General features: G+C 63.9%; 29 protein-coding genes. 14 read left to right on the top strand and 15 right to left on the bottom strand.

Features of this window, described 5'->3' with window-relative positions; genetic code table 11:
* Positions 1-63 precede the first annotated feature (63 nt).
* Both C7451_RS01655 and C7451_RS01650 read left to right on the top strand, forming a co-directional pair.
* Positions 64-1,608, top strand: a complete 1,545-nt coding sequence (locus C7451_RS01655; RefSeq protein ID WP_110297222.1) for an ABC transporter permease/substrate-binding protein — start codon at positions 64-66, stop codon at positions 1,606-1,608.
* Complete coding sequence (locus C7451_RS01650) at positions 1,605-2,144, top strand: aldo-keto reductase family protein (protein WP_110297221.1); 540 nt, start codon at positions 1,605-1,607, stop codon at positions 2,142-2,144. The genes C7451_RS01655 and C7451_RS01650 overlap by 4 nt, the downstream gene beginning before the upstream one ends.
* Positions 2,145-2,147: 3 nt before the next feature.
* On the opposite strand, the gene C7451_RS01645 is transcribed toward C7451_RS01650, so the two are convergent.
* Positions 2,148-2,765 (bottom strand): DNA-3-methyladenine glycosylase family protein, encoded by a 618-nt coding sequence (locus tag C7451_RS01645; RefSeq protein ID WP_110297423.1) that lies wholly within the window; start codon positions 2,763-2,765, stop codon positions 2,148-2,150.
* Between the two features lie 102 nt (positions 2,766-2,867).
* Here C7451_RS01645 and C7451_RS01640 point away from each other — a divergent pair, with 102 nt between their 5' ends.
* Positions 2,868-3,185, top strand: a complete 318-nt coding sequence (locus C7451_RS01640; RefSeq protein ID WP_110297220.1) for a 2Fe-2S iron-sulfur cluster-binding protein — start codon at positions 2,868-2,870, stop codon at positions 3,183-3,185.
* Here the strand turns inward: C7451_RS01640 and C7451_RS01635 are convergent, their stop codons facing one another.
* From C7451_RS01635 to C7451_RS01625, 3 genes are read right to left on the bottom strand one after another with little or no spacing between them, the layout of a single operon-like run.
* Complete coding sequence (locus C7451_RS01635; RefSeq protein ID WP_110297219.1) at positions 3,186-3,962, bottom strand: competence/damage-inducible protein A; 777 nt, start codon at positions 3,960-3,962, stop codon at positions 3,186-3,188. It lies immediately after the preceding gene.
* 55 nt (positions 3,963-4,017) lie between these two features.
* Positions 4,018-4,413 (bottom strand): type II toxin-antitoxin system VapC family toxin, encoded by a 396-nt coding sequence (locus C7451_RS01630; RefSeq protein WP_110297218.1) that lies wholly within the window; start codon positions 4,411-4,413, stop codon positions 4,018-4,020.
* Positions 4,410-4,646 (bottom strand): type II toxin-antitoxin system Phd/YefM family antitoxin, encoded by a 237-nt coding sequence (locus tag C7451_RS01625; RefSeq protein ID WP_060977478.1) that lies wholly within the window; start codon positions 4,644-4,646, stop codon positions 4,410-4,412. The genes C7451_RS01630 and C7451_RS01625 overlap by 4 nt, the downstream gene beginning before the upstream one ends.
* Positions 4,647-4,745: 99 nt before the next feature.
* Between C7451_RS01625 and map the strand changes: the two genes are divergently transcribed.
* Complete coding sequence (map, locus tag C7451_RS01620; RefSeq protein ID WP_110297217.1) at positions 4,746-5,570, top strand: type I methionyl aminopeptidase; 825 nt, start codon at positions 4,746-4,748, stop codon at positions 5,568-5,570.
* Here the strand turns inward: map and C7451_RS01615 are convergent.
* Together C7451_RS01615 and C7451_RS01610 are read right to left on the bottom strand one after the other, a co-directional pair.
* Complete coding sequence (locus C7451_RS01615; protein WP_110297216.1) at positions 5,567-5,878, bottom strand: type II toxin-antitoxin system RelE/ParE family toxin; 312 nt, start codon at positions 5,876-5,878, stop codon at positions 5,567-5,569. The genes map and C7451_RS01615 overlap by 4 nt on opposite strands.
* Positions 5,875-6,138: a type II toxin-antitoxin system ParD family antitoxin gene (locus C7451_RS01610; RefSeq protein ID WP_110297215.1), complete on the bottom strand. Its 264-nt coding sequence runs from the start codon at positions 6,136-6,138 to the stop codon at positions 5,875-5,877. Before C7451_RS01610 ends, C7451_RS01615 begins: the two co-directional genes overlap by 4 nt.
* Before the next feature lie 350 nt (positions 6,139-6,488).
* Here C7451_RS01610 and C7451_RS01605 point away from each other — a divergent pair, with 350 nt between their 5' ends.
* Both C7451_RS01605 and glnA read left to right on the top strand, forming a co-directional pair.
* On the top strand, positions 6,489-6,827 hold the full coding sequence (locus C7451_RS01605; RefSeq protein WP_060977474.1) for a P-II family nitrogen regulator: 339 nt from the start codon (positions 6,489-6,491) through the stop codon (positions 6,825-6,827).
* A gap of 123 nt (positions 6,828-6,950) precedes the next feature.
* Entirely contained in the window at positions 6,951-8,363 is a 1,413-nt protein-coding gene (glnA, locus tag C7451_RS01600) for a type I glutamate--ammonia ligase (protein WP_110297214.1), read from the top strand.
* A gap of 60 nt (positions 8,364-8,423) precedes the next feature.
* On the opposite strand, the gene C7451_RS01595 is transcribed toward glnA, so the two are convergent.
* The gene (locus tag C7451_RS01595; protein ID WP_110297213.1) at positions 8,424-8,843 is read right to left on the bottom strand and encodes a glycine zipper 2TM domain-containing protein; all 420 of its coding nucleotides are present in this window, start codon (positions 8,841-8,843) and stop codon (positions 8,424-8,426) included.
* A gap of 243 nt (positions 8,844-9,086) precedes the next feature.
* Here C7451_RS01595 and C7451_RS01590 point away from each other — a divergent pair, with 243 nt between their 5' ends.
* Positions 9,087-10,562, top strand: coding sequence for an ABC transporter substrate-binding protein (locus C7451_RS01590; RefSeq protein ID WP_167398391.1), 1,476 nt, complete (start codon positions 9,087-9,089; stop codon positions 10,560-10,562).
* Positions 10,563-10,634: 72 nt separating this feature from the next.
* Positions 10,635-11,015, top strand: a complete 381-nt coding sequence (locus C7451_RS01585; protein WP_244181481.1) for a DUF4112 domain-containing protein — start codon at positions 10,635-10,637, stop codon at positions 11,013-11,015.
* Here the strand turns inward: C7451_RS01585 and C7451_RS19705 are convergent, their stop codons facing one another.
* Entirely contained in the window at positions 11,016-11,408 is a 393-nt protein-coding gene (locus C7451_RS19705; protein ID WP_146215268.1) for a hypothetical protein, read from the bottom strand.
* On the opposite strand from C7451_RS19705, the gene C7451_RS01580 reads away from it, so the two are divergent.
* Positions 11,409-12,293 carry a LysR substrate-binding domain-containing protein gene (locus C7451_RS01580; RefSeq protein ID WP_110297210.1) on the top strand — a complete coding sequence of 295 codons (885 nt, stop codon included), beginning with the start codon at positions 11,409-11,411 and terminating at the stop codon, positions 12,291-12,293.
* Between the two features lie 71 nt (positions 12,294-12,364).
* Here the strand turns inward: C7451_RS01580 and C7451_RS01575 are convergent, their stop codons facing one another.
* Entirely contained in the window at positions 12,365-12,817 is a 453-nt protein-coding gene (locus tag C7451_RS01575; RefSeq protein WP_023837821.1) for a peptidylprolyl isomerase, read from the bottom strand.
* Positions 12,818-12,996: 179 nt separating this feature from the next.
* Between C7451_RS01575 and mgtE the strand changes: the two genes are divergently transcribed.
* Both mgtE and C7451_RS01565 read left to right on the top strand, forming a co-directional pair.
* A complete protein-coding gene (mgtE, locus tag C7451_RS01570) occupies positions 12,997-14,424 on the top strand; it encodes a magnesium transporter (protein ID WP_110297422.1) in 1,428 nt (475 codons plus the stop codon).
* Positions 14,424-14,825 (top strand): DUF1489 family protein, encoded by a 402-nt coding sequence (locus tag C7451_RS01565; protein WP_110297209.1) that lies wholly within the window; start codon positions 14,424-14,426, stop codon positions 14,823-14,825. The genes mgtE and C7451_RS01565 overlap by 1 nt, the downstream gene beginning before the upstream one ends.
* A 51-nt stretch (positions 14,826-14,876) precedes the next feature.
* On the opposite strand, the gene recR is transcribed toward C7451_RS01565, so the two are convergent.
* Positions 14,877-15,473 (bottom strand): recombination mediator RecR, encoded by a 597-nt coding sequence (recR, locus tag C7451_RS01560; RefSeq protein WP_110297208.1) that lies wholly within the window; start codon positions 15,471-15,473, stop codon positions 14,877-14,879.
* A 50-nt stretch (positions 15,474-15,523) separates the two neighbouring features.
* Between recR and fmt the strand changes: the two genes are divergently transcribed.
* Together fmt and truA are read left to right on the top strand one after the other, a co-directional pair.
* On the top strand, positions 15,524-16,429 hold the full coding sequence (gene fmt, locus C7451_RS01555) for a methionyl-tRNA formyltransferase (protein WP_110297207.1): 906 nt from the start codon (positions 15,524-15,526) through the stop codon (positions 16,427-16,429).
* Positions 16,426-17,166 (top strand): tRNA pseudouridine(38-40) synthase TruA, encoded by a 741-nt coding sequence (gene truA, locus C7451_RS01550; RefSeq protein ID WP_110297206.1) that lies wholly within the window; start codon positions 16,426-16,428, stop codon positions 17,164-17,166. Before fmt ends, truA begins: the two co-directional genes overlap by 4 nt.
* A 59-nt stretch (positions 17,167-17,225) precedes the next feature.
* On the opposite strand, the gene C7451_RS01545 is transcribed toward truA, so the two are convergent.
* The 5 genes from C7451_RS01545 to C7451_RS01525 all read right to left on the bottom strand — a co-directional run bounded on the left by C7451_RS01545 (position 17,226) and on the right by C7451_RS01525 (position 21,639).
* On the bottom strand, positions 17,226-18,545 hold the full coding sequence (locus tag C7451_RS01545; RefSeq protein ID WP_110297421.1) for a sensor histidine kinase: 1,320 nt from the start codon (positions 18,543-18,545) through the stop codon (positions 17,226-17,228).
* 76 nt (positions 18,546-18,621) lie between these two features.
* On the bottom strand, positions 18,622-19,299 hold the full coding sequence (locus C7451_RS01540; RefSeq protein WP_110297205.1) for a response regulator transcription factor: 678 nt from the start codon (positions 19,297-19,299) through the stop codon (positions 18,622-18,624).
* A gap of 114 nt (positions 19,300-19,413) precedes the next feature.
* Entirely contained in the window at positions 19,414-19,728 is a 315-nt protein-coding gene (locus tag C7451_RS01535) for a PepSY domain-containing protein (RefSeq protein WP_110297204.1), read from the bottom strand.
* A gap of 152 nt (positions 19,729-19,880) precedes the next feature.
* The gene (locus C7451_RS01530; RefSeq protein WP_110297203.1) at positions 19,881-20,612 is read right to left on the bottom strand and encodes an SIMPL domain-containing protein; all 732 of its coding nucleotides are present in this window, start codon (positions 20,610-20,612) and stop codon (positions 19,881-19,883) included.
* Between the two features lie 175 nt (positions 20,613-20,787).
* Complete coding sequence (locus tag C7451_RS01525) at positions 20,788-21,639, bottom strand: D-amino-acid transaminase (RefSeq protein WP_110297202.1); 852 nt, start codon at positions 21,637-21,639, stop codon at positions 20,788-20,790.
* A 121-nt stretch (positions 21,640-21,760) separates the two neighbouring features.
* Between C7451_RS01525 and C7451_RS01520 the strand changes: the two genes are divergently transcribed.
* A complete protein-coding gene (locus C7451_RS01520) occupies positions 21,761-23,584 on the top strand; it encodes an ABC-F family ATP-binding cassette domain-containing protein (protein ID WP_110297201.1) in 1,824 nt (607 codons plus the stop codon).
* Positions 23,585-23,589 lie beyond the last annotated feature (5 nt).

Raw genomic sequence — 23,589 nt, 5'->3', positions numbered from 1 at the left:
CCAGCCGCTCAGGGTGGACCAAGGTCGAGGGACGTATGCATCAAACGGTGGCGAGTTGATCCCGTGCCCATAGACTGGCCCCGCCTGACCGACCTGCTTGCGCAGCACGTGCAACTGAGCTTTGCGGCGCTGGGTCTTGCGCTGGTCATCGCGCTGCCGCTCGCGATCTGGTCGGTGCGCAACCGCACGGTGGCCGGGATTACCCTGGGCTTTGCCAGCCTGGTCCAGACCATTCCAGCATTGGCCCTGCTTGCGCTGTTCTTTCCGCTGCTGCTGGCGCTCTCCGCCCTGTTCGGCGATGCAATCTCGCCGCTGGGCTTCCTCCCCTCGCTGCTGGCGCTGACGCTCTATGCGCTGCTGCCGATCCTGCGGAACGCGGTGACCGGGCTGCGTTCGGTCGAACCGGCCATGGTCGAGGCGGCAGATGGCGTGGGCATGACCGGCCTGCAGAAGCTGTGGCTGGTCGAAGCGCCGCTGGCCTCGACCACGATCATGGCCGGCGTGCGCACCGCCGCTGTCTGGACGATCGGCGCAGCGACGCTGTCCACCACCGTGGGCCAGCCAAGCCTGGGCGACCTGATCTTCGCCGGGCTGCAGACGCAGAACTGGACCCTGGTGCTCGAAGGGTGCCTCGCCGCCGCAGGGCTTGCCATCACCGTCGATCTGTTGCTCGGGCTGATCGAAAGCGGCATCGCGCACCGCCGCCATGCGCGCATCTGGGGCGCCGCAATAGCACTGGCGCTGGGACTAGCCCTCGCGCTCTGGCCCGCGCCGCAGACCGACAGGCCTGTCGTAACCATTGGGGCCAAGCGCTTCTCGGAACAGTATATTCTTGCACGACTGATCGGGCGGCGGCTGGAGGCGGCAGGCTATGCCGTGCGCTATCGCGAGGGTCTGGGCAGCGCCGTCGTCTATCGCGCGCTGGCGAGCGACGAGGTGCAGGTCTATGTCGATTATGCTGGCACCATCTGGACCAACGAGATGCAGCGACAGGACAGCAAACCGCGCCCGCAGATGCTCGCCGAGATCGCGCGCTGGGCGCAGACGCAGCACGGGGTGCGGCTGATCGGCCCGCTGGGTTTCGAAAACACCTATGCTTTTGCGGTGCGGCCCGACGATGCGAAACGCCTCAATCTGCGCAGCCTCGACGATGTCGTGCGCGTCGCGCCCGATTTCGTGTTCGGTACCGATGTCGAGTTCTTGGAACGCCCCGAATGGCAGATGGTGCAAAAGGCCTACCCGCTGCGGTTCAAGGCCCGCCGGGCCTTCGAGCCGACCTTCATGTACCGCGCACTTTCCCTTGGCGAGGCGGACATCATCTCCGCATTCAGCTCGGACGGGCGCATCGCCGCCAACGGCCTGGTCGTGCTCGCCGACCCCAAAGGGGCTGTGCCCAGTTACGACGCGATCCTGCTCGCCAGCCGCTCAGCCGCTGCCGACCCCCGCCTGATTGCGGCGCTTGAGCCTCTGGTCGGCGCAATCCCGGTGGAAAAAATGCGAGAGGCCAATTATCGCGTCGACAGGGACGCCGACAAGCAAAGCCCGTCCGATTCGGCTATCTGGCTGGACAGGGCCATCTCCGCCAAGACCGAGGACAAGAATCCATGATGTTCAAGCGCCTGCTGCTGACACTGTTCATCGCGCCGATGCTGATGTGCGCGAATGCCGCGCATGCTGCCGTGACCATCACCTTCTACAGCCACGAGCTGGGCAGCCAGTTTCCGCATGCCTTCGCGACGCTGAAGGGCAAGGTGGATTCGACCGGCGAGGTCGTGGACACCAATGTCGGCTTCACCGCGATCAGCACCGGCCCCAGCATCCTGTTCGGCTGGGTCGACGGCAAGGTCAGCGTGGTGAAGCCCAAATATATCGCCAGCAGCGCGCCGCATTTCAGCTATGAGCTGACCGACGCCGAATATCGCGCGGTGATGGCGGTAGCCGACAAGTGGCGCAACAAGCCGCAGAAGAACTACAATCTCAATAAGGCCAATTGCGTGCATTTCATCGGTGAAATCGCCACCGCAGCAGGTCTGAAGATCAACCCCGGCAGCAAGTTCTTCAAGAAGCCGACCAGCTTCCTGAAGGAAGTGACAGCACTCAGCCGCGGCCGTCTGGCGAGCGGTCGGATCCTTTACAAGGGATGACCCTTACAGCGCGGCGTTGTTGTAGCAATGCCAGGTGAGGATCGCGACCGCGCCGCGATGCGGTGACCAGGGCTCGGCGAGCAGCCGTGTGTCCTTCTCCGAAGGCCGCGCCTCCAGCCCCAGGATGCGGCCGATGCCCGCCTGCACCGCCAGATCGCCGGCGGGCCAGATATCGGGGCGACCTTCCGCAAACAGCAGATAGATTTCCGCCGACCAGCGGCCGATGCCCTTGATCCGCACCAGCTCGGCAATCGCGGCCTCGTCATCTTGCGGCAGGTTTTCGAGATCGAGACCGCCGCTCATCACCAGTTCCGCAAGCGATCGGGCATAGCCCTGTTTCTGGCGCGACAGGCCGCAGGCGCGCAGGGCATCGAAATCTGCCGCGATCAGCGCATCGGGCGCGCAGCCCTTCCCCAACGCCGCTTCCAGCTTGTTCCAGACCGACGCCGCCGCCGCCACGCTGACCTGCTGGCCGACGATCGTGCGCAGCAGCGTCGCATAGCCACGATCGCGGATGCGGGTCTCGGGATAGCCGGCAATTTCCAGCGCCCGGGCAATTGCCGGTTCTCGCGCGGCGACGGCATCCAGCCCTCCGGTCAGTTGCTCTGCGGTCAATCCCATATCTGCATCCTCATCCATTCTGCCGCTTGCAATCGCGCTTGCCGTTGATCATAGCAACCGCATTCGGGGGGCCAATGCCCGTTTCCAATATGGGGAGTTTCCATGCCAAAGCTGACTGTCATCAATCGCGCGGGCGAAGAGAGCACCATCGAAGCCGATACCGGCCTGTCGGTGATGGAAGCGATCCGCGACAACGGCTTTGACGAACTTCTGGCGCTGTGCGGCGGATGCTGCTCGTGCGCGACCTGCCATGTTCATGTCGATGGCGCCTGGGTGGACAAGCTGCCCCCGATCAGCGCCGACGAGGATGACCTGCTCGACAGCTCGGACCACCGCAATGAGACCTCGCGCCTGTCGTGCCAGATCCAGCTGACCGACGCGCTCGACGGCCTGAAGGTCGCGATCGCTCCTGAAGATTGATCAGATGCCGCCGGGCGTGACTTCGCGCCCGGCCGCTTCCAGCGATGCGGTCAGCTCTGCCGCGCACGCATCGAGCGCCGCCTGGTCGACCGAGCGAATGACGAAATTCGCGCCAACCCGGCCTTCGCGGAAAAACGGATAGCTGCCGATCTGGCACTGCTCGTGCGCGCGCTCGGTCGCACCCAGCATGTTCGCCACCTCGCTTTCCGCGACCCAGCATCCCAAAGTTGCCGACAGCACCGGCAGCCCGCCTTCGAGCGTACCGGTCAGCGCATCGAGCATTCCTGCGGTAATATGCGGGACGCCTGCCATCAGGAACACATTGCCGATGCGGATGCCTGGTGCACCCGACATGCGGTTTTCTATCAGTTCGGCACCTTCCGGCACCCGCGCCATGCGCAGCCGCCCTTCGGTGAGCCCGCCGCGCGAGGCGTAATAGCGTTCCAGCACCGCGCGCGCGACCGGGTGAATGACGACCTCGACGCCGAGTGCCTGTGCAATTGCATCGACAGTGATATCGTCATGCGTCGGGCCGATGCCGCCGGTGGTGAACAGATAATCGTTGCGGGCGCGCAAAATGTTCACCGCCTCGACGATCGCGTCCATATCATCGGCGACGACGCGCACTTCCTTCAGCCTAATGCCCTGCACGTTCAGCCAGGTCGCGACCTGCGCGACATTCTTGTCCTGGGTGCGGCCGGAGAGGATTTCGTCGCCGATCACGATCAGCGCGGCGGTCCAGATGCGGGGGGTGGAAGCGGTGGCGTCTGCGGTCATGCGCCGGTGTTTAGCGCGTGGGCAAACCGGCGCAAGCGGTTCGTGCGGAGCCCCTTCATTCGATCCAGAAGGTACGGCACCCAAGCGCCGCCAGCGCCGGATCGCGGGTGATAACGGTCAGGTCGTCGTGGATCGCCTGCGCTGCGATCATCCGGTCGAACGGGTCGCGATGCTCGCCAGGCAGAGAGCCCGCGAGCAGGCCATTGGACACGCTGACGCCAAGTTCGAAAAAGCCGTCTGCTCGCGCCAGATGCTCGAACTTCTCGTATACCGGAATGGCAGCTTCCCATTTGCCGATGCGACATTTGGTTGCGACTTCCCAAGCAGACACGGCGCTCACGAATATGGTGTTGCGCTCGTCGCCAATTTCCTCCGCCACCTCGCGCGGCAAGGCCGGGTCCCCCAGCCACCACCACACGAGTGCATGCGTATCGAACAGATAGTCGGTCATTCCCAGGCGCGAAGCTCTTCCTCGGGCAGCGGATCGAAGAAAAAGCTGTCGGGAATGCGATTGGCAAGCTTTAGCCGACCCGGTCGACGCTCCACTTTAGGCCGCTCCAAAGGCACCAGCCGCGCATAGGGCTTGCCCGCCTTGGCCAGGATGATCTCCTCGCCCGCATGCGCACGGTCGAGCAGCTTGGAAAAATGCGTTTTCGCGTCATGGACGTTGACGATGCTGGTCATGGGCGTGAAGCTAGTCCATTGACCGGACTAAGTCAACGGACTAAGTCCGATCCGATCCGGGGTCGCAAATCGCTCCGCCCTGCCCTATATGGAATCACCATGAACCAATATGCCCATGTCACCAATGCCGACACGCCGATGCGCGACGGCACGATCAAGCTGCACGGCCCCGAAGGTTTCGAGGGCATGCGCAAGGCGGGCCAGCTCGCCGCGCATGTGCTCGACGAGCTGACCTCATTCGTGCGTGAAGGCGTGACCACCGAAGAGATTGACGCCAAGGCGCGCGAGTTGATGCTGGCCGGCGGCGGCATCCCGGCTACGCTAGGCTATCGCGGGTTCACGCACAGCTGCTGCACCTCGATCAACCATGTCGTCTGTCACGGTATCCCCGGCGATCGCAAGCTGAAGGACGGCGACATCGTCAACATCGACGTCACCCCGATCGTCGACGGCTGGCACGGCGATACCAGCCGCATGTTCCTGATCGGCGATGTCGGGGTGAAGGCGCGGCGGCTGGTCGATGTGACCTATGAATGCCTGATGCTCGGCATCGAGCAGGCCAAGCCCGGCAACACGATGGGAGATGTCGCGCACGCGATCCAGTCCTATGCCGAAAAGCACCGCTATGGCGTCGTCCGCGATTTCTGCGGCCATGGCCTGGGCAAGCTGTTTCACGATGCGCCCGAAGTCGTCCATGTCGGCCGCCCTGGCACCGGACCCGAGCTCAAGCCCGGCATGTTCTTCACCATCGAGCCGATGATCAATATCGGCAAGCATGCGGTGAAGATGCTCGAGGACGGCTGGACCGCCGTGACCCGCGACCGCTCGCTCTCGGCGCAGTTCGAACATTCGATCGGCATCACCGAAACCGGCTGTGAAATCTTCACCAAGAGCGCGAAGGGGCTCGACCGGCCGCCTTATTAGTCAGAAGGGTTTGGTAACGCGCCGAAAATCTTGGCCTGATCTCTGGCACCATGAATGACGCGCACAATTTCCAGCACCTCGTGGCGAGCAAGGTAGTAGATGATATAGCTTCCGAAGGCGCGTCCCCGCAGACCGGGCATCAGGTCGTCCCGCGGCGAACCTATGCCAGGCCCTTCACAAAGTCGGTCGAACATCCCGGCCAGCTTGTCGACGAACTGTTCGGCTGCCGCCAGATTGTCGCGGGCAATGTACTCCGCGATCCCGTCAAGGTCCACCTGAGCCTCAGCCGAGACTGTAAGTCGGGTCATTTGGCAAACTTGGCGCGAAGGCGCTGCTTCATCGCTTCAGGATCCCATTGGACAACGCGTCCAGCCTCGATATCGTCGATGCCTTTCCGGATTTCGCGGCGCAGATGCTCAAGCTCGGCCTGCTGCATCTGGCGTTCGAGTTCCCAGCCGCGCAGGGCATCGCGGATCGCTTCGCTGATACTCGCATATTCGCCTGCTTCGACGGCTGCATGCAGCAGCTTGTGATGCGCGTCGGTCAGGGTGATGCTGGCCTTTTCCATGATGGTCCTTTCGCTTTGGTGCGATTATATCCTACCAGCGGGACGGGAGGCAAGCAGCGCTCGTCGTCCAAGCGCTTGCCCAAAATTTGGGCATCGCTACGCCCGCCTGCCCGCAATTCCATCACGCCCCGCAATATTATTGCACCGCACACAAGCTTTTGTGGCGGAATGCGTCTTGGCACGTTAATTGTTTGGTAGCAGTCAATGGGGGACTCGGGAAAGCCTGCCGCGTGCAGCACCGGATGCCTCTGCAGCCATATCATGACGGCGCGGCTTGCCGCTCCGTTCTTTCCCATTACCGCCCGACCCCATGCGGGTCTGGCGGATGACGACAGGATGATCAGGGACTTATGAAGAAGATCGAGGCGATCATCAAACCGTTCAAGCTCGATGAGGTGAAGGAGGCGCTGCACGAAGTCGGCGTGTCCGGCATCACCGTGACCGAGGCCAAGGGCTTCGGCCGCCAGAAGGGCCATACCGAGCTGTACCGGGGCGCCGAATATATCGTCGACTTCCTGCCCAAGGTGAAGCTTGAGGTGGTGGTCGATGATGCGCTGGCCGAGCGTGTGGTCGAGGCGATTGCGGCCGCCGCGCAGACCGGCCGCATTGGTGACGGCAAGATTTTCGTGATCCCGGTGGAGACGGCTCTGCGCATCCGCACGGGTGAACGGGATAACGACGCGGTCTGAGCGAAGGACGCGCGCAACTCCAGGAGAGGCCTGTTCCCGCAAGGCCGCAACAACAAGCATCAGTTCCACCCGAGGGGGGCCGCCCGGCCCGGATCGCGATTGAGAAGAAAAGGGAAAGCACCAATGGCAAAAACCGCCGCAGATATTCTGGCAATGATCAAGGAAAACGAGATCGAGTGGGTCGATGTCCGCTTCACTGATCCCAAGGGCAAATGGCAGCACCTGACGATGTGCGCTGGCGTCATCGGCGAAGACGAACTCGAAGACGGCCTGATGTTCGACGGCTCGTCGATCGAGGGCTGGAAGGCGATCAACGAGTCCGACATGATCCTGCGTCCGGACCTTGACGCCGCCTATATCGATCCGTTCTCGGCCGATCCGATGCTGATCCTGTTCTGCGACATCGTGGAACCTGGCACCGGCGAGCTCTATGCCCGCGACCCGCGCAGCACCGCCAAGCGCGCCGAGGCGTATCTGAAGTCCACCGGCATCGGCGACACCGTCTATGTCGGCCCCGAAGCCGAATTCTTCATGTTCGACGATGTGCGCTTCTCGGACGGCTATAACGGTTCGATGTTCGCGATCGACGATATCGAATTGCCGACCAACACCGGTCGCAGCTATGACAGCGGCAACCTGGGCCACCGTCCGCGTGCCAAGGGCGGCTATTTCCCCGTTGCTCCCGTCGACAGCATGACCGACGTGCGCGCAGAAATGGTCAGCACCATGCTGGAAATGGGCCTGCCCTGCGACAAGCACCACCATGAGGTGGCGGCAGCGCAGCACGAACTGGGTTTGACCTTCGGCACGCTGACCCAGACCGCCGACCGCATGCAGATCTACAAGTACGTCGTGCACATGGTCGCCCAGGCCTATGGCAAGACCGCGACCTTCATGCCCAAGCCGATCAAGAACGACAACGGTTCGGGCATGCACACGCACATCTCGATCTGGAAGGAAGGCAAGCCGCTGTTCGCGGGCAACGGCTATGCGGGCCTTTCGGAAATGTGCCTGTATTTCATCGGCGGCGTCATCAAGCACGCCAAGGCGCTGAACGCCTTCACCAACCCGACCACCAACAGCTACAAGCGTCTGGTGCCGGGCTTCGAAGCGCCGGTGCTGCTCGCCTATTCGAGCCGCAACCGTTCGGCCTCGTGCCGCATCCCCTATGGCACCGGCGAAAAGGCCAAGCGCGTAGAATTCCGCTTCCCCGACGCGATGGCCAACCCGTATCTGTGCTATTCGGCGCTGCTGATGGCGGGCCTCGACGGCATCCAGAACAAGATCCATCCCGGCGAGGCGATGGACAAGAACCTGTACGATCTGCCGCCCGAAGAACTGAAGGAAGTGCCGACCGTGTGCGGTTCGCTTCGCGAAGCGCTTGACGCGCTGGCCGCCGATCACGACTTCCTGCTCAAGGGCGACGTGTTCCTCAAGGACCAGATCGAAGCCTATATCGAACTGAAGTGGGACGATGTGATCCGCTGGGAAACGACCCCCAGCCCGGTCGAATTCGATATGTATTACAGCTACTAAGCTGTCATCACGGCAACAAGGCAACAGGCGTCCCGGATTGCTCCGGGGCGCCTGTTGCTTTTAGCGGCAGCGCGCACCGTTCCGGTCGATCGCACGTCCGGCGACAGCGCCACCGGCCGCACCAAGGATCGTGCCCAGGGTCCGCGAATCGCCCGGGGCGATGATATTGCCCAGCACACCACCAGCGATACCGCCGACGATCAGCCCCGTGGTGCCATCGAGACGCCGGCAGTAATACCGCCCGTCCTGCCCGCGATAGATGCGATCGTTGCGGCCGAGCCTGCGCTCGCGATAGCGGCGGTCGTCGCGATAGTATCGGCCCGCGTCATAGCCGCCATAAGACGGATCGGGCCGGTTCCAGTCATACTGGCGATAGGACGCAAATCCGCCATCGCGATAGCCGGATCCGGCACAACCGCTGACCACGGTCGCCGCCATCAGCACAGCGCCCAGCGACAGGTTCTTCCTGTTCAGCATCATGTTTTTCCTTGTGATTTGAGTGCTGCAATGACGCGCGACACGCGCAAACCGTTCCGTGAAATGCGGCAGCGGGCAACGCCGGACCGTCTGCACGGCGCCCCTCCACCTTTCACTCCAGAAGGCAGGACGCGTTTCCCGCCGACAGGATTGCCACCGGATCGGCGATCGCGGCAACATACGCCCGCTCGCGGCGTTGTCGCTGAGCACAGCGCCTGCTATCGCGGCGGCGGGCAGGTGAACCAGATGAGGCAGGCCATGATCGGCGCATGGAAACGAGCGGTATCGGGCCTGGCAGCCGCAACCATATGCGCACTTGCGGCATGCAGCGGATCGGACAGTTCGCCGCTTGACATCTCGATCATTGACCCCGCCAGCCGTAACAATCTGGACGCGGCCGTGCTCCAGCCCGGCTCGGCCTATCTGCGTGCGGCCACCTCCCAGGGCCTGGTCCGGCTCGACGCGCTGGGCAACATCGTCCCCGGCCTTGCCGAACGCTGGATCGTGACCGATGACGGGCTGAGCTATATCTTCCGGCTGCGCAATGCCCGCTGGGAAAATGGCGACCCGGTCACATCGGAGCATGTCGCCGCAGCCTTGAAGCGCCGCCTGCAGATCGAGGCGAAAACTGCGATCGGTGCCGATACGGCCGAAGTACGGGATATCCGTTCGATGACAGGCCGGGTCATCGAAATCCGCCTGCTTGCGCCGCAGCCCGAATTGCTCCGCATCCTGGCGCTGCCGGAACTGGGCATCCGGCGCAATGGCAGCGGTACCGGACCGCTGGCGGCCGATCGCCAGCAGTACTGGACCCTGCTGACCGAACGGGTCGACGATTCGATGGGCGAGGATTCGCGGCGGCGGGTTCGTCCGCTCGAGGTTCGCACCGAACGCGCAGCCAGGGCAATCGCGCGCTTTTCGCTTGGCGAAAGCGCCATGGTTCTGGGTGGACGGTTCGAGCATCTGCCCTATCTCAGCGCAGCGGGCATTTCCGACAATGACGTGCGCGCCGATCCGGTCATCGGGCTGTTCGGGCTGCTGGTGGTCAACGGCAAAGGCTTTCTCGGAGAACCCGCCAATCGCGAGGCGATTGCACTGGCGATCGACCGCGAGGCGCTGATGACCCCGTTGGGTATCGGTCAATGGCAGGTGACTGCGCGGATCGTGCCGCTGGGTCTGGAACGCTATCAGCCGCTGATCGGCGACCGCTGGACCGACCTGACGATCGAAGCCCGGCGCGAACTCGCGCGCGGTCGGATTGTGCGCTGGCGACAGGAACACGAGACGCTGCCGGAATTGCGCATTGCCATGCCGCAGGGTCCGGGCAGCCGTCTGGTCTTCGGGCGCATCCAGCGTGATCTTGCGACGATCGGGCTGCGTGCCAGGATGGTCGCTCCGGATGCAAGGGCAGACCTGGTGCTGATCGACGAGGTTGCGCATTACCGGCAGCCCGGTTGGTTCCTCAACCAGCTGGCCTGCGCGGTGCGACCGCTATGCAACGAGGAAGGCGATGTGCTGCTGGCTCAGGCACGCCGCGCTGTGGACCCGCAAGTACGGATGGCCAAGATGGCCGAAGCAGAAGTTGCTCTGACCTCAGCCAACATCTTCATTCCGCTGGGAACACCGATCCGCTTTTCGCTGGTCAAGGGCAACGTGCCGGGCTTTGCGATCACGGCCGATGGCTGGCACGCCTTGCCGGACATGGTCGTCATTCCCAGATAAGGGAAGCAAGGGGCTTGGGAGTGCAACATGAAGTCGATCCGGCCTGAACAATTGGACCAGCTGCGGGCAGCCATGCCGGCCCTGTCAAGCGATCCTCAAGCTGTTCGCCAGCGTGTCGAGATGCTCGAAATGATGCTTGAGCGCAGCTTCACCCTGCCCGGCGTCAACCGCAAGGTGGGGCTGGATTTCGTGCTTGGCCTCGTTCCCGTCCTGGGTGACGTCATCACAGGTGCCATGGGCCTCTATATCGTGTGGGAAGCACGCAATCTTGGCATGTCAAAGTTCCAGCTGGCGCGCATGGCAGCGAATGTCGGCTTTGACAGCCTGATCGGCGCGGTGCCGCTGGTTGGCGATGCGTTCGACTTTTTCTGGCGGTCGAACTCGCGCAACCTGAAGATCATCCGCAAGCATCTCGACAAGCATCATCCCGGTACGCGCACCCTCACCATGTGATCAGTGAACGGCGATTCGATTTTTTTTGCGAACTGACGAATCACTGCGGATGACACCGCTTACCCATGGACGCCGCAATCCTTTGCAATTCATTTGCTGTCCGATTGCGAAAATAGCCCGGGATTCAAAGGGTTTGCTATCCCCTGCCGTATGGGTTAGAGCCGCCGCCACAGGCCATCCGGACAAAAAAAGGGCCAGCCCGAAGGCTGACCCGATAAAGTTTTTAGGAGAGGATGCCTGAAAGGCATGATCAATATGGGTCACATGCCGTTTTTGTGCAAGTGCGAAATGATTGATTTGAGTTGCAAAGAACGCAACCCTGGTCCCGGAAAACCGTAGTTTGTCGCGATTTGCAATTGCACATTCCCGCTGCACTGCAATAATGGTTGCCACATGGCCATGCGACGTCTTCCTCCCCTGCGATCCCTTGAAGCCTTTTTGCGCGTCGCGCGGCTGGGCTCTGCCAAGGCCGCGGCAAGCGAGCTTGCGCTTTCCCCCTCCGCGCTGTCGCGGCGCATCGGCGGGCTTGAGGACTTTGTCGGCAAGAAGCTGTTCAAGCGCCACAACCAGCAGCTGAAACTCAACGAGGCCGGCGAGGCGCTGTATGCCAGCGTGGCGCCGGCCATCGACGCGCTGGCCGATGCGGTTGCCGCGCATATGGATGACAGCCGCGTTCTCCGGCTCCGGCTGGGAATGCTTCCCCTTTTCGGCAGCCAGCGTCTCGTACCGCGCCTGGGCGAACTGCGACGGCTATACCCCATGCTGCATATCGACGTGGACACGTCAGGCCATGCCGAAGCGCGGCTGGGCGATACGCTTGACGCCGCGATCATCCTGGCCGAACATCCCGACCCCGCCCTCCATTCAGTGCGGCTGGATCGCAATTATGTCTACGCCATCGCCTCGCGCGAACTCGCCGAGAGCATCGGCCCCCGTCCCGATCTCGCAACGCTCAACCGCCAGACGATCCTGGTGCATAACGAGATGGCACATTCGTTCGATGCATGGAAACAGGCACTGGGTCTTGCTGACCTGCACCCGCAGTCGATCGATCATATCGACAGCGGTCCACTGATGCTCGAGGCGGCTGCGCAAGGTCTGGGCATCGCGATCATGCACGACGATCATCTGACGCGATCGGGTGATCCGCGGCTTGCCAAGCTGTTCGATGTCCGAGTCGAAAGCCCTTACAGCTACTGGTTCGTCTGCAAGCCCCGCGCGCTAGAAACACGCGCCGTACGCTTGTTCCACGACTGGCTGGTGGAAGCTAATATCTGATTGTCGCTTGATGCAGCAACCTATGCCCCTCCCTAATAGGGAGGGGAACAGGCTAGCGGGTCAGGCTACGCTCAAGCCACCGTCGCCGAGGCGATCACGCCGGGCTTGGCGGGCGGTTCGCCCTTGGGCAACGCGTGGACATGCTCCATGCCTTCGATCACCTGGCCCCAGACGGTGTACTGGCGATCCAGGAAACGCGCGTCGTCAAGGCAGATGAAGAACTGGCTGTTGGCGCTGTTCGGGTCCATCGTGCGCGCCATCGAGCACACGCCCTCGACATGCGGCTCGTCGTTGAACTCCTGTTTCAGGTCGGGCTTCTTTGAGCCGCCGGTGCCGGTGCCATTGGGGCAGCCGCCCTGCGCCATGAAGCCGGCGATCACGCGGTGGAACTTCACGCCGTCATAAAAGCCTTCCTGCGCCAGTTCGACAATCCGCTCGACATGGTTGGGGGCAAGATCGGGGCGCAGCTTGATGACGATGTCGCCGCCATCCTGGATATGAAAGGTAAGCGTTTCGGCGGTCATGGTATGTCCTTCTTGGCCGGAGAAAATCCTGCCGCCGATATAGCGGGACCGGCATGAATGTCACCCCTTGGCCGACGCGCCGGATCGGGATTGCTTTTGCAGGTGCGAACGGCCAAACACGCGGAGCGTTGCGGCGTCCCCGCGCGTTCCCCATCCACCCCGCAATCAAGGAGCAGGCCATGACCGACCCGACCGACGCGCCGCTCCACGAGCCGGATGTCCTCGAAGCTGCGGATCAGAGCACCAGTCTCGACGAAGACAACCGCCTGCTGCCAGGTTTCGTCGATCAGGTCTGCGAAGCACTCGACGCGGGCGATGACGAGGCGGCCTACGATCTCGTCGAGCCGCTCCATCCCGCCGACATTGCCGACCTTTTCGAGCTGGTCGAGCGCGACTATCGCGGCCCCCTTGCCCGCGCAATCACCGACCTGCTCGGCGCCGATGTGCTCACCGAGCTCAACGATTATGTCCGCGATGACGTGATCGATGCGCTGCCCGCCGCGCAGGTGGCAGAACTGGCGGGCCAGCTCGAGACCGACGATGCCGTCGCGATCATCGAGGAGATGGAGGAGGAGGACCAGCGCGCGGTCCTCGCCGAACTGGAACCGGCGGATCGCGCGGCGATCGTCGATGCGCTCTCCTTCCCCGAGGAATCGGCCGGCCGTCTGATGCAGCGCGATCTGGTCGCGGTGCCGGAGCACATGAATGTCGGCCAGCTGATCGATTATCTGCGTGAACATGCCGATCTGACCACCGAATTCTGGGAAATCTTCATCGTCGATCCGCAGCATCGTCCGGTCGGCACCTGCCAGTTGAGCTGGATCCTGCGGACCCCGCGGCATATCGCGCTAACCGATGTGATGAAGCGCGACCAGACGCTGATTCCGACCGACATGGATCAGGAAGAAGTCGCGCTGCGCTTCCAGAAGTACGCCCTGATTTCCGCCGCCGTGGTCGATGGCGCGGGCCGGCTGGTGGGCCAGATCACGGTCGATGACATCATCCATATCGTTCAGGAAGAGGCTGGCGAGGACATTTTCCGCCTGTCGGGTGCGGGCGACGGCGACATCAACGAGCCGATCCGCGAGACGTACAAGACGCGCGTGCGCTGGCTGATCGCGAATCTCGGCACCGCGCTGGTTGCATCGAGCGTCATCGGCTTTTTCGGCGGTGCGATCGAGCAGATGGTGGCATTGGCGGTGCTGATGCCGATCGTCGCAGGTGTCGGCGGCAATGCGGGTACGCAGACGCTGGCGGTGACGGTGCGCGCGCTCGCCACCAACCAGCTGACCGAATCAAACACCCGCCGCGCGATCCTGCGCGAAATGCGCATCGCGCTGATGAACGGAGCGACGATTGCGCTGATCGCTGGGACGGCGACGGCCCTGTGGTTCCATGATATCCATCTGGGACTGGTGATCGCGGCGGCGATGCAGACCAACATCCTTCTCGCCGGGCTTGCGGGTGTGGTTATTCCGGTGGTTCTGGAGAAATTCGATCAGGACCCTGCCGTGGCAAGTTCGATCTTCGTCACTATGACCACTGATTCGATGGGCTTTCTGGCGTTTCTCGGCCTCGCCGTCGCCAGCGGACTGGTATCACTCTGATGCCCTTGAGCATGACCAAGATCGCGTTCGGCGCGACCAGCGCGGGCTCGCTGCGTCAGTGGCTGGAAAGTCATGCGCCGCTCGGCGAAGCGCGGCTGACGACGCGCTATCTGCCCAAACGGCACGAGGAAATGGTCGGCGGCTCGCTCTACTGGATTCACAACCGCGCCATTGTCGGCCGCAGCCCGCTGATCGGCTTCATGGACAATGGCCAGGGCCGCATCTGGATCCGCATCGAACCCAGGCTGGTCGCGGTCCAGTCGATTCCCCGCCGCGCCCATCAGGGCTGGCGCTATCTGGAAGAGGCGGATGCGCCGCGCGATCTGGGCGAAGGGATGGACGAGGCCGATGCCATGCCTGCCGAAATGCTGGGCGAGCTGGCCCGGCTGGGCCTGGTCTGAGCCAGTCGCCGGAAAGATCGGCGAGAGACTGCGACAGCCGTCCAGACAGGCCTAGATGACCGGCTTTCGCGCCCTGAGCGCCTGAGCCAAGGTTCCTTCGTCGAGATAATCCAGCTCCCCGCCCATCGGCAGCCCCTGGGCGAGCTGGGTCAGCCGCACCGGATAGCCCTCCAGCCGCTCGGCAAGATAATGCGCGGTCGTCTGCCCCTCCAAGGTGGCGTTCATCGCCAGCACCACCTCGTCGATACCCCCTTCCGCCACCCGCGCAATGAGCGAGGCCACGCCCAGATCCTCGGGACCGATGCCGTCGAGCGCGGACAGCCGACCACCCAGCACATGATAACGCCCGACGAACAGCCGCGAGCGATCGAGCGCCCAGAGGTCTGACACCTCTTCCACCACGCACAGGCTGCGCGGGTCGCGTCGCGGATCGGTACAGATGCCGCACGGGTTCTGCGTATCGACATTGCCGCAGATGTCACAGGTGGAAAGGTTCGCGCGCACCCGCTCCATCGCCTCGACCAGCGGGGTGAACGCGCTCTCGCGCTTCTTGAGCAGGTACAGAACGGCGCGGCGCGCCGAACGCGGGCCGAGGCCCGGCAGACGGGCGAGCGCGGCGGCCAGGTCCTCAATCTCTTGCGATGCCATGGCCTGAGCTTTACGGAGCCGCATCGCCCCCTGCAAAAGAAAAGTCCGTCATGCGCCTCGCCTTCATGGGAACTCCCGATTTTGCCGTGCCAGCCCTGCGCGCGCTGGTCGAGGCCGGGCACGAGCTTGCGGCCGTGTACAGCCAGCCGCCCCGCCCGGCGCATCGTGGCAAGAAGCTGACCCCCTCGCCCGTGCATCAGCTGGCCGAGCAGCTTGGGCTGGAAGTGCGCACGCCGGTCTCGCTCAGGGGCGAAGACGAGAAGGCGGCCTTTGCCGCGCTCGACCTCGATGCCTGCGTCGTCGCCGCTTATGGCCTGATCCTGCCGCGTGCGGTGCTCGATGCGCCGCGTCATGGCTGTCTCAACGTTCACGGATCGCTGCTCCCGCGCTGGCGCGGTGCCGCGCCGGTACAGCGCGCGATTCTGGCGGATGATGCAGTAACGGGCGTGACGATCATGCAGATGGAAGCTGGGCTCGATACCGGGCCGATGCTGCTCAAGGGCGAAACGCCGGTTGCGGGCAAGACCGCCGGTGCGCTCACTGAAGAGATCGCCGAAATGGGCGCGCGGCTGATGGTGCAGGTGCTGGGCGATCTGGCTGCTTATCCGCCTGTCGTCCAGCCGGAGGACGGCGTGACCTATGCGGCGAAGATCGACAAGGCCGAGGCGCGGCTCGATGTCTCGCAGAGCGCCGAACAGGTCGAGCGCCAGGTGCGCGCGTTCAATCCGATGCCAGGCGCGTTTTTCGAGCTCGATAGTGAGCGGCTGCGGGTGCATGCAGCGGACATCGTGAAGAGCAGCGGAAAGCCCGGCACCATTCTCGACGACAGGCTGACCATCGCCTGTGCCGAGGGTGCGATCCGCCCCAGCGTTATCCAGCGCGCAGGCCGCCCTGCCATGCCGCTGGACGACTTTCTGCGCGGCTTTCCGGTCGCAGCGGGAATGGTCATCGCATGACCCGCTTTGCCCTGACGCTGGAGTTCGACGGCGGCCCGTTCATGGGGCTGCAGCGCCAGGCGCATGGCCCCAGCGTGCAGCAGCATGTCGAGGAGGCGGTGCAGGCGATCACCGGTGAGGCGGCGGTGATGCACGCCGCCGGGCGCACCGATGCCGGCGTCCATGCCCTGGCGATGCGCGCGCATGTCGATATCGAAAAGCCGTTCGATCCCTTCCGGCTGATGGAGGCGTTGAACGCAAAGCTCCGCCCCCAGCCCATCGCGGTGCTCGCCTGCGAGATCGTGCCCGATGACTGGCACGCACGGTTCAGCTGCACCGGGCGCTCGTACATCTACCGCATCACCAACCGCCGCGCGCCGCTGACATTGGAGCGCGGCAAGGCGTGGCAGGTGTCCGCGCCGCTCGATGTGCCCGCAATGCACGAGGCCGCGCAGCATCTGGTCGGCCATCACGATTTCACCACCTTCCGTTCGGTCCACTGCCAGGCGGCGAGCCCGGTCAAGACACTCGATCGGCTCGACGTGATACGCGACGGCGACGAGATCGACATTCACGCCGCCGCACGCTCATTCCTGCACCATCAGGTGCGGTCGATGGTCGGCTGCCTGGTGCTGGTCGGGCGCGGCAAATGGTCGGGCGACGACTTGAAGGCGGCGCTGGAAGCCCGCGACCGCGCCGCTTTGGGCTATAACGCCCCGCCGGACGGGCTGTATTTTGCGGGGGCGACCTACAGCTGAAGCATGATGACAAAAAGTGGGAACCGGTTTTTGTCAAAAAATCATGCGACAACAGAAATCTAGGCTGCGCGCGGGAGGCGCAGCCGCACCAGCAGCCCACCCAGATCCTCGCTTTCATCCAGTTCGACCTTGCCGCCGTAAATCTCCGCGACATCGCGGACGATGGCGAGACCCAGGCCCGTGCCCGGCTTTCCGGTATCGAGCCGCGCGCCGCGATCGAAAATGCGCTCGCGCTCCCTTTCGGGAATGCCGGTGCCGTCATCCTCGATCCAGATATCGACCAGTTTAGGGTCCGCCGCGCCCTTGGGATCGATGGTGACGAACACGCTGCCGCCGCCATATTTGCCAGCATTCTCGACCAGATTGCCGAGCATTTCTTCCAGATCCTGGCGCTCGATCGCGACCTCGGCGCTCTTGCTGCCATCGAGATCGCAGCGGACATGCGGGTAGAGTCGCACCACCGCGCGCTCGACTGCCTGCGCGCTTTCCCACACGTTCGCGCGGGCGAGCGCCTGGCCGCGCCGTCCGACGGCGCGGGCGCGGGCGAGATGATGGTCAACCTGCCGCCGCATCACCGCCGCCTCGCGGATCACGGTATCGGCCAGATCATCGGCGCGCGCGGTGGCGCTGTTCATGACGACGGTGAGCGGCGTCTTGAGCGCATGCGCCAGATTGCCCGCATGCCGCCGCGCCTCTTCGGCCTGCTTCTCGTTATGCTCGAGCAGGGCGTTCAATTCCTCGACCATCGGCATCACCTCGATCGGCATCGGATCGCGCACCCGGTCCATGCGGCCCGTCCGCATCGCCTGGATCGCCTCGCGTACCTTGCGCAGCGGCCACAGCCCGTACAGCGTCTGCAGCCCGGCCATGATGATCAGCCCGAGCGCCAACAGCGCAAAGCTGTACCCGAGCGTCTGGCGCAGCTCGCGCAGCTGGAGGTCCATTTCCTCGCGCGACTGCGCCACCATGAAGCGCCAGCGCACCTTGGACCCGGGCAGATAGATCGACTGTTCGATGATGCGCAGTTCGTGATCGGAAAACTGGTCGCTGTCATAGATGTGCGGCTGCGCATCGCTGTGCTGGGTCTCGATCTTCAGCGCACGATCCCAGAGCGAGCGAGAGGTGAAATCGGCATGGCCAGCCCCGCTGATCTGCCAGTACAGCCCGCTATTGGGCTCCAGAAAGCGCTGGTCGCCGAGCGGACGGTTGAAGAACACCTCACCGTCCGGCCCGATCTCTGCCGAGGAGATCATCGCGGTCAGCACATATTCCAGCTGGTCGTCGAAACTGGTGGTGATGGTGTTGGTGAGAATGCGGTCGAGCGCGAGGCCGCCACTCAGCAGCAGCACGAAGATCCATGCCGCCGCGATGCCGATCATGCGGCGGCTGAGCGACCCTGTATTGGGCAGCGGCGCGGACGCAGTGGCCTTGCCTTCCACGCCCGGCTGAACGGCGTCAGTTGCCGGCACGCTCGGCAGGGTCTTCAAGGCTATAGCCCAGACCGCGGATCGTGGTGATCACATCGGGGCCCAGCTTCTTTCGAATACGGGTGACGAATACCTCGATCGTATTGGAATCGCGGTCGAAATCCTGGTCGTAGATATGCTCGATCAGCTCGGTCCGGCTGATCACCTTGCCCTTGTGGTGGAGCAGATATGACAGCAGCTTGTATTCCTGCGCTGTCAGCTTCACCGGCTCGCCGTTCAGCGACACCTTGCCCGATCGCGTGTCGAGCCGGACATCGCCTGCGGTCAGCTCGCTCGAGGCATTGCCCGAGGCGCGGCGGATCAGCGCACGCAGCCGGGCGATCAGTTCTTCGGTCTGGAAGGGCTTGGCGAGGTAATCGTCCGCGCCTGCGTCCAAACCGGCGACCTTGTCCGACCAGCTGTCGCGCGCGGTCAGCACCAGCACCGGGAAGGTGCGGCCTTCCTTGCGCCACATTCCGAGCACCGTGAGCCCGTCGATCTCGGGCAGGCCCAGATCGAGGATCACCGCGTCATAATCTTCGGTCGAGCCCATGAAATGGCCATCCTCGCCGTCCGTGGACAGGTCGACGGCATAGCCGGTCGCCTCGAGCGTGGACTTGAGCTGCTTGCCAAGGGTGGGTTCATCCTCGACGATCAGAATGCGCATGGGCAACTCCTGGAAAACGGGTGCAATGCCGGGCGGCGGACGCTGCCCATCATGGAAAGCTCCCCATATCGGGGAAATGAACAAGGGTTACAAGACAGGACGCCGGGTGAGGGATCAGCCTGCCTGACGCAGGATGGCGCCGGTACGGGCATCGACATCGACAAAGATGACACGGCCATTATCGAGGAACTTCAGCCGATAAACTTGCGATCCGGCATCATATTCGGGGCCGAGATACTGCATGCCGCGCATCCGGGGAAGGATACGCCCCTCGATCTCGCGCAGCGACTTCACCTGCCCCGCCATGAACTGCTCGCGCGCCTCGCTCTGCTCGCCCCGGCGCTTGCCATCAAGCGCATCGGCCTGAGGCGCGCTAGTGACCAGCGCAGCCATGGCGAGTGCGGACAGGGTTGAGGAAAGCAGGTTCATGATGCGTATCTAGTCCGGTTTCATTGAATAACCGCTGAATACCCCGCTAACGCCTTGTGCAGCCTTTGGCCAGAGCTTCGCAGCCTCCAGCGCGCCCTTCCCCGTCATTCCCGCGTTCGCGGGGGTGACGGGTTGAACCGGAGCGAAAATCGTCAGCGCGTCATCTGGTAGGTGACGTTGACGGTGACGCTCGTTCCCACTTGGCCGCCCTCGACCGGCGGCGCGGCTTCTGCCATCACCACGCCGCGCGGAGCCATTTTCATGTCGCCGGCAAAGGGCGAGGCATTGTACGTTGCTTCGGAAACCGCGAGCACCTGCACCCCGGTAAAGCCGATGCGCCGGGCATAATCCATCGCCTGCATCTGCGCGCGCTTCATCGCCTTGTCGCGCGCTTCGGCCTGCGCCGCGCTGTCATCGTCGATGCTGAAGAACGGGCCGGAGATGTTGTTCGCGCCCTGCGAGACGACCGAATCGAGGATCGCGCCCAGCCGATCGACCTGGCGCACCTTGACTGTCACGGTATTGGTCACCTGATAGCCGATGAAACGCGGCTGGCGGCCATCGGTGCCATAGTCATAGTCCATGTTGAGGTTGATCCCCGAGGTCTGAATGTCCTCGCGCTTGATGCCCAATGCCACGATCTGCTTGATGACCTTGTCCATGTCCGCCGAATTCTGGCGCAGCGCCGCAGAGGCGGTCGGCGCCTTGCTGGTCACGCCGGTGCTGAAGGTCGCGGTATCCGGCGCGCCGAGCACGGTTTCGGTGACGCTGAGTTCCACGACCGGGGCACCGGCGCTGGGGGTGATCTCGACAGCCGCCGTGGCGGGGGTCGCCGCAGCGGCGAGGATCGCCAGAGGAAGAGCGCGGACAAGCGGGGTGGTCATGGGTCATGTCTCCAAATGTTCATCGTGTTCCGGCGAACGCCGGAACCCAGAGGCGGTTGCAGTTGAGGCTTGCCCCTGGACTCCGGCTTGCGCCGGAGAACGGCCCGGCTATGAAACGAAACGCTTTGCCGCAGGCTGAACGACAGGATCAGGCGCCCGACAGGAATGCAAACGCTCAACCCTGTGCGCGGGCGTGGTCGATATAGGCCTTGCGCAACGCCATCGTCTCGACGCCCGGACGGCCATCGCCGACGCTGAGCCCGTCGATCTCGACCACCGGCATCACGAACATCGAGGCGGACGTGACGAAGGCTTCGGCCGCGCCCTGCGCTTCGGCAATGGTGAAGGGGCGTTCCTCGACCGTGATGCCGCTTTCCCGGGCGATATCGATCAGGCTCAGCCGCGTGACGCCGGGCAGGATGTGGTGGCCCAGGTCGCGCGTCACGAGATGGCCCTGCGGCGTGATGATGCACGCATTCTGCGAGCTGCCCTCTGTGATGACATCGCCTTCGACGAGCCAGACGTCGTCGACACCCGCAGCCCTGGCCTCCATCTTCATCATGCTGGCATAGAGGAGCTGCACCGTCTTGATGTCACGCCTTCCCCAGCGCCGGTCGGGCCGGGTGATGATGCGCATGCCGCGCTCCGCCATCGGATTGGCGACCAGAGATCGCGCCTGGGTAAAGGCGAACACCGTCGCGGGCGTGCCTGGAGCCGGAAACAGGAAATCGCGGTCCGCCGCGCCCCGACTGATCTGCATGTAGATGGTGCCCTCGGTCAGCCCATTGCGCTCGATCAGCGTGGCAAGAATGCCCGGCCAGTCGGCGGCGCTGCAATCATAGTCGATCGTCATTTCGGCGAGCGATCGCTCGAGCCGCATCATGTGCGCGGCATAATCGATGATCCGGCCATCGATGACCGAGCACACTTCGTACACTGCGTCTGCAAACAGCAGCCCGCGATCAAAGATCGAAACCTGCGCGGCATCTTCCGCAACGAACTGGCCGTTCAAATAAACCGTGCGCATGGCCGACCCTTTCTGGCTGCTTTGTCCAGCGTCTTGCGCCCGGCGCGGGCCATGGGTCAAGCCGGATAAGATGCCCAGCGCGGGGATTGCGCCCTGCCCCGGCCCCGCCTAAGTGGCGGGCATGTCCACTCCCCCCGTCCTTTCGTACGAAGACCTTGGCCTTGTCCAGGGCACCGGCTGGCTGTTCCGCGATATCAACCTGCATATCGGCCCGCGCGACCGGCTGGCGCTGATCGGGCGCAACGGCGCGGGCAAGACGACCATGCTGCGGCTGATTGCAGGCGAGATCGAGGCCGATCGCGGACGCCGGACCGTACAGCCTGGCATACGCGTGGTGATGCTGGCGCAGGACCCGGACTTCAAGGGCTATGCGACGCTGAACGACTGGGCCCTCGCTGGCGACGATGCCCCGCCCGCGCACGAGGTCGCCGCGATCGCCGACCAGATCGGCATCGACCTGTCGCGCGATGCCGCCACTGCCAGCGGCGGCGAGCGTCGCCGCGCTGCGATCTGCCGCGCGCTGGCCAGCGAGCCCGACGTGCTGCTGCTCGACGAGCCGACCAACCATCTCGATCTGGCCGCGATCGATTGGCTCGAAAGCTGGCTGGGGCGGTTCAACGGCGCATTCGTCGTCATCAGCCACGACCGCACATTCCTCGAGCGGCTGACCCGCCAGACCCTGTGGCTCGACCGGGGCAATCTGCGGCGGCAGGAGATCGGCTTCGGCGGCTATGAGGCGTGGATGGAGCAGGTCTATGCCGAAGAGGCGCGCGCCGCCGACAAGCTGGATGCCAAGCTGAAGATCGAGGCACACTGGCTCGAACGCGGCGTCACCGCGCGGCGCAAGCGCAACCAGGGCCGTCTCGCCAAGCTGTGGGAGATGCGCGCGCAGCGGGCCTCGATGCTGGGGCCGCAGGGTACAGCCAAGCTGGAAGCGGTGAGCGACAACAGCAAGACCAAGTCGGTGATCGTCGCCGACCGCGTGTTCAAGAGCTTCGGCGAGGGCGAGGCCAAGCGCACGATCATCAAGGACTTTTCCTTGCGCGTGCAGCGCGGTGACCGGATCGGCATCGTGGGCTCCAACGGCGCGGGCAAGACCACGCTGATCCGCCTGCTGACCGGCGAGCTCGAGCCCGATAGCGGCACGATCACGCTCGCCAAGACGCTCGACGGCGTGATCATCGACCAGCAACGCAAGCTGATGCAGCCCGAAAAGCGCGTGCGCGACGTGCTCGCCGAGGGCGGTGACTGGATTGACGTGCGCGGCGTCCGCAAGCACATCCAGGGCTATCTCAAGGAGTTCCTGTTCGATCCCGGGCTGGTCGAGGCGCGCATCGGCACGCTTTCGGGTGGCGAACGCTCACGCCTGCTGCTGGCGCGCGAATTTGCCCGCGCGTCCAACCTGCTGGTGCTCGACGAGCCGACCAATGATCTCGACCTCGAGACGCTCGACCTGCTGCAGGAGGTGATCTCCGATTATGACGGCACCGTGCTGATCGTCAGCCATGACCGCGACTTTCTCGACCGCACGGTGACGGTGACATTGGGGCTCGATGGATCAGGTACGGTCGATGTCGTCGCGGGCGGCTATGCCGACTGGGAAAAGCAGCGCAAGCAGCGCATGGCCAATTGGGTGAAGTCCGGTGCGTCCAAGGCCGCAGCGGCTGCTGCCGCCGCCTCCGCCCCACCACCGCCACCTAAGCCGCAGCGCGCCAAGCTCAGCTACAAGGACCAGCGTGACTACGATACGCTGCCCGAGCGGATCGAGGCGATCGAGGCCGCGATCGCGCGCGACGAGGCGGCCTTGTCCGACCCCGATCTCTATGCCCGCGATCCCGCAAAATTCGCGGCGCTGACCAACGCGATCGAGAAGGCGCGCGAGGAGAAGGATGCTGCGGAAATGCGCTGGCTGGAACTGGCCGAACAGGTCGAGGCGATGGGTTGACGGTT

This window comes from Blastomonas natatoria (assembly GCF_003201955.1).
GTDB classification, from domain to species: Bacteria; Pseudomonadota; Alphaproteobacteria; order Sphingomonadales; family Sphingomonadaceae; genus Blastomonas; species Blastomonas natatoria.
The sequence above is the reverse complement of the archived record's forward strand: the minus strand, read 5'-3'. Positions and strand labels throughout refer to the sequence as shown.

Bases quoted from the DNA above. Each gene is read 5' to 3' on its own strand.
- C7451_RS01595 (WP_110297213.1), bottom strand. From the start codon at position 8,843: ATGATGCTGAACAGGAAGAACCTGTCGCTGGGCGCTGTGCTGATGGCG.
- map (WP_110297217.1), top strand. From the start codon at position 4,746: ATGAACCAATATGCCCATGTCACCAATGCCGACACGCCGATGCGCGAC.
- C7451_RS01520 (WP_110297201.1), top strand. From the start codon at position 21,761: ATGTCCACTCCCCCCGTCCTTTCGTACGAAGACCTTGGCCTTGTCCAG.
- C7451_RS01625 (WP_060977478.1), bottom strand. From the start codon at position 4,646: ATGACCAGCATCGTCAACGTCCATGACGCGAAAACGCATTTTTCCAAG.
- C7451_RS01635 (WP_110297219.1), bottom strand. From the start codon at position 3,962: ATGACCGCAGACGCCACCGCTTCCACCCCCCGCATCTGGACCGCCGCG.
- C7451_RS01605 (WP_060977474.1), top strand. From the start codon at position 6,489: ATGAAGAAGATCGAGGCGATCATCAAACCGTTCAAGCTCGATGAGGTG.
- C7451_RS01565 (WP_110297209.1), top strand. From the start codon at position 14,424: ATGCCCTTGAGCATGACCAAGATCGCGTTCGGCGCGACCAGCGCGGGC.
- C7451_RS01575 (WP_023837821.1), bottom strand. From the start codon at position 12,817: ATGACCGCCGAAACGCTTACCTTTCATATCCAGGATGGCGGCGACATC.
- C7451_RS01630 (WP_110297218.1), bottom strand. From the start codon at position 4,413: ATGACCGACTATCTGTTCGATACGCATGCACTCGTGTGGTGGTGGCTG.
- C7451_RS01580 (WP_110297210.1), top strand. From the start codon at position 11,409: ATGGCCATGCGACGTCTTCCTCCCCTGCGATCCCTTGAAGCCTTTTTG.
- C7451_RS01590 (WP_167398391.1), top strand. From the start codon at position 9,087: ATGAGGCAGGCCATGATCGGCGCATGGAAACGAGCGGTATCGGGCCTG.
- C7451_RS01540 (WP_110297205.1), bottom strand. From the start codon at position 19,299: ATGCGCATTCTGATCGTCGAGGATGAACCCACCCTTGGCAAGCAGCTC.
- glnA (WP_110297214.1), top strand. From the start codon at position 6,951: ATGGCAAAAACCGCCGCAGATATTCTGGCAATGATCAAGGAAAACGAG.
- mgtE (WP_110297422.1), top strand. From the start codon at position 12,997: ATGACCGACCCGACCGACGCGCCGCTCCACGAGCCGGATGTCCTCGAA.
- C7451_RS01585 (WP_244181481.1), top strand. From the start codon at position 10,635: ATGCCGGCCCTGTCAAGCGATCCTCAAGCTGTTCGCCAGCGTGTCGAG.
- C7451_RS01615 (WP_110297216.1), bottom strand. From the start codon at position 5,878: ATGACCCGACTTACAGTCTCGGCTGAGGCTCAGGTGGACCTTGACGGG.
- C7451_RS01645 (WP_110297423.1), bottom strand. From the start codon at position 2,765: ATGGGATTGACCGCAGAGCAACTGACCGGAGGGCTGGATGCCGTCGCC.
- C7451_RS01650 (WP_110297221.1), top strand. From the start codon at position 1,605: ATGATGTTCAAGCGCCTGCTGCTGACACTGTTCATCGCGCCGATGCTG.
- truA (WP_110297206.1), top strand. From the start codon at position 16,426: ATGACCCGCTTTGCCCTGACGCTGGAGTTCGACGGCGGCCCGTTCATG.
- C7451_RS01545 (WP_110297421.1), bottom strand. From the start codon at position 18,545: ATGATCGGCATCGCGGCGGCATGGATCTTCGTGCTGCTGCTGAGTGGC.
- C7451_RS01525 (WP_110297202.1), bottom strand. From the start codon at position 21,639: ATGCGCACGGTTTATTTGAACGGCCAGTTCGTTGCGGAAGATGCCGCG.
- C7451_RS01610 (WP_110297215.1), bottom strand. From the start codon at position 6,138: ATGGAAAAGGCCAGCATCACCCTGACCGACGCGCATCACAAGCTGCTG.
- fmt (WP_110297207.1), top strand. From the start codon at position 15,524: ATGCGCCTCGCCTTCATGGGAACTCCCGATTTTGCCGTGCCAGCCCTG.
- recR (WP_110297208.1), bottom strand. From the start codon at position 15,473: ATGGCATCGCAAGAGATTGAGGACCTGGCCGCCGCGCTCGCCCGTCTG.
- C7451_RS01530 (WP_110297203.1), bottom strand. From the start codon at position 20,612: ATGACCACCCCGCTTGTCCGCGCTCTTCCTCTGGCGATCCTCGCCGCT.
- C7451_RS01640 (WP_110297220.1), top strand. From the start codon at position 2,868: ATGCCAAAGCTGACTGTCATCAATCGCGCGGGCGAAGAGAGCACCATC.
- C7451_RS01535 (WP_110297204.1), bottom strand. From the start codon at position 19,728: ATGAACCTGCTTTCCTCAACCCTGTCCGCACTCGCCATGGCTGCGCTG.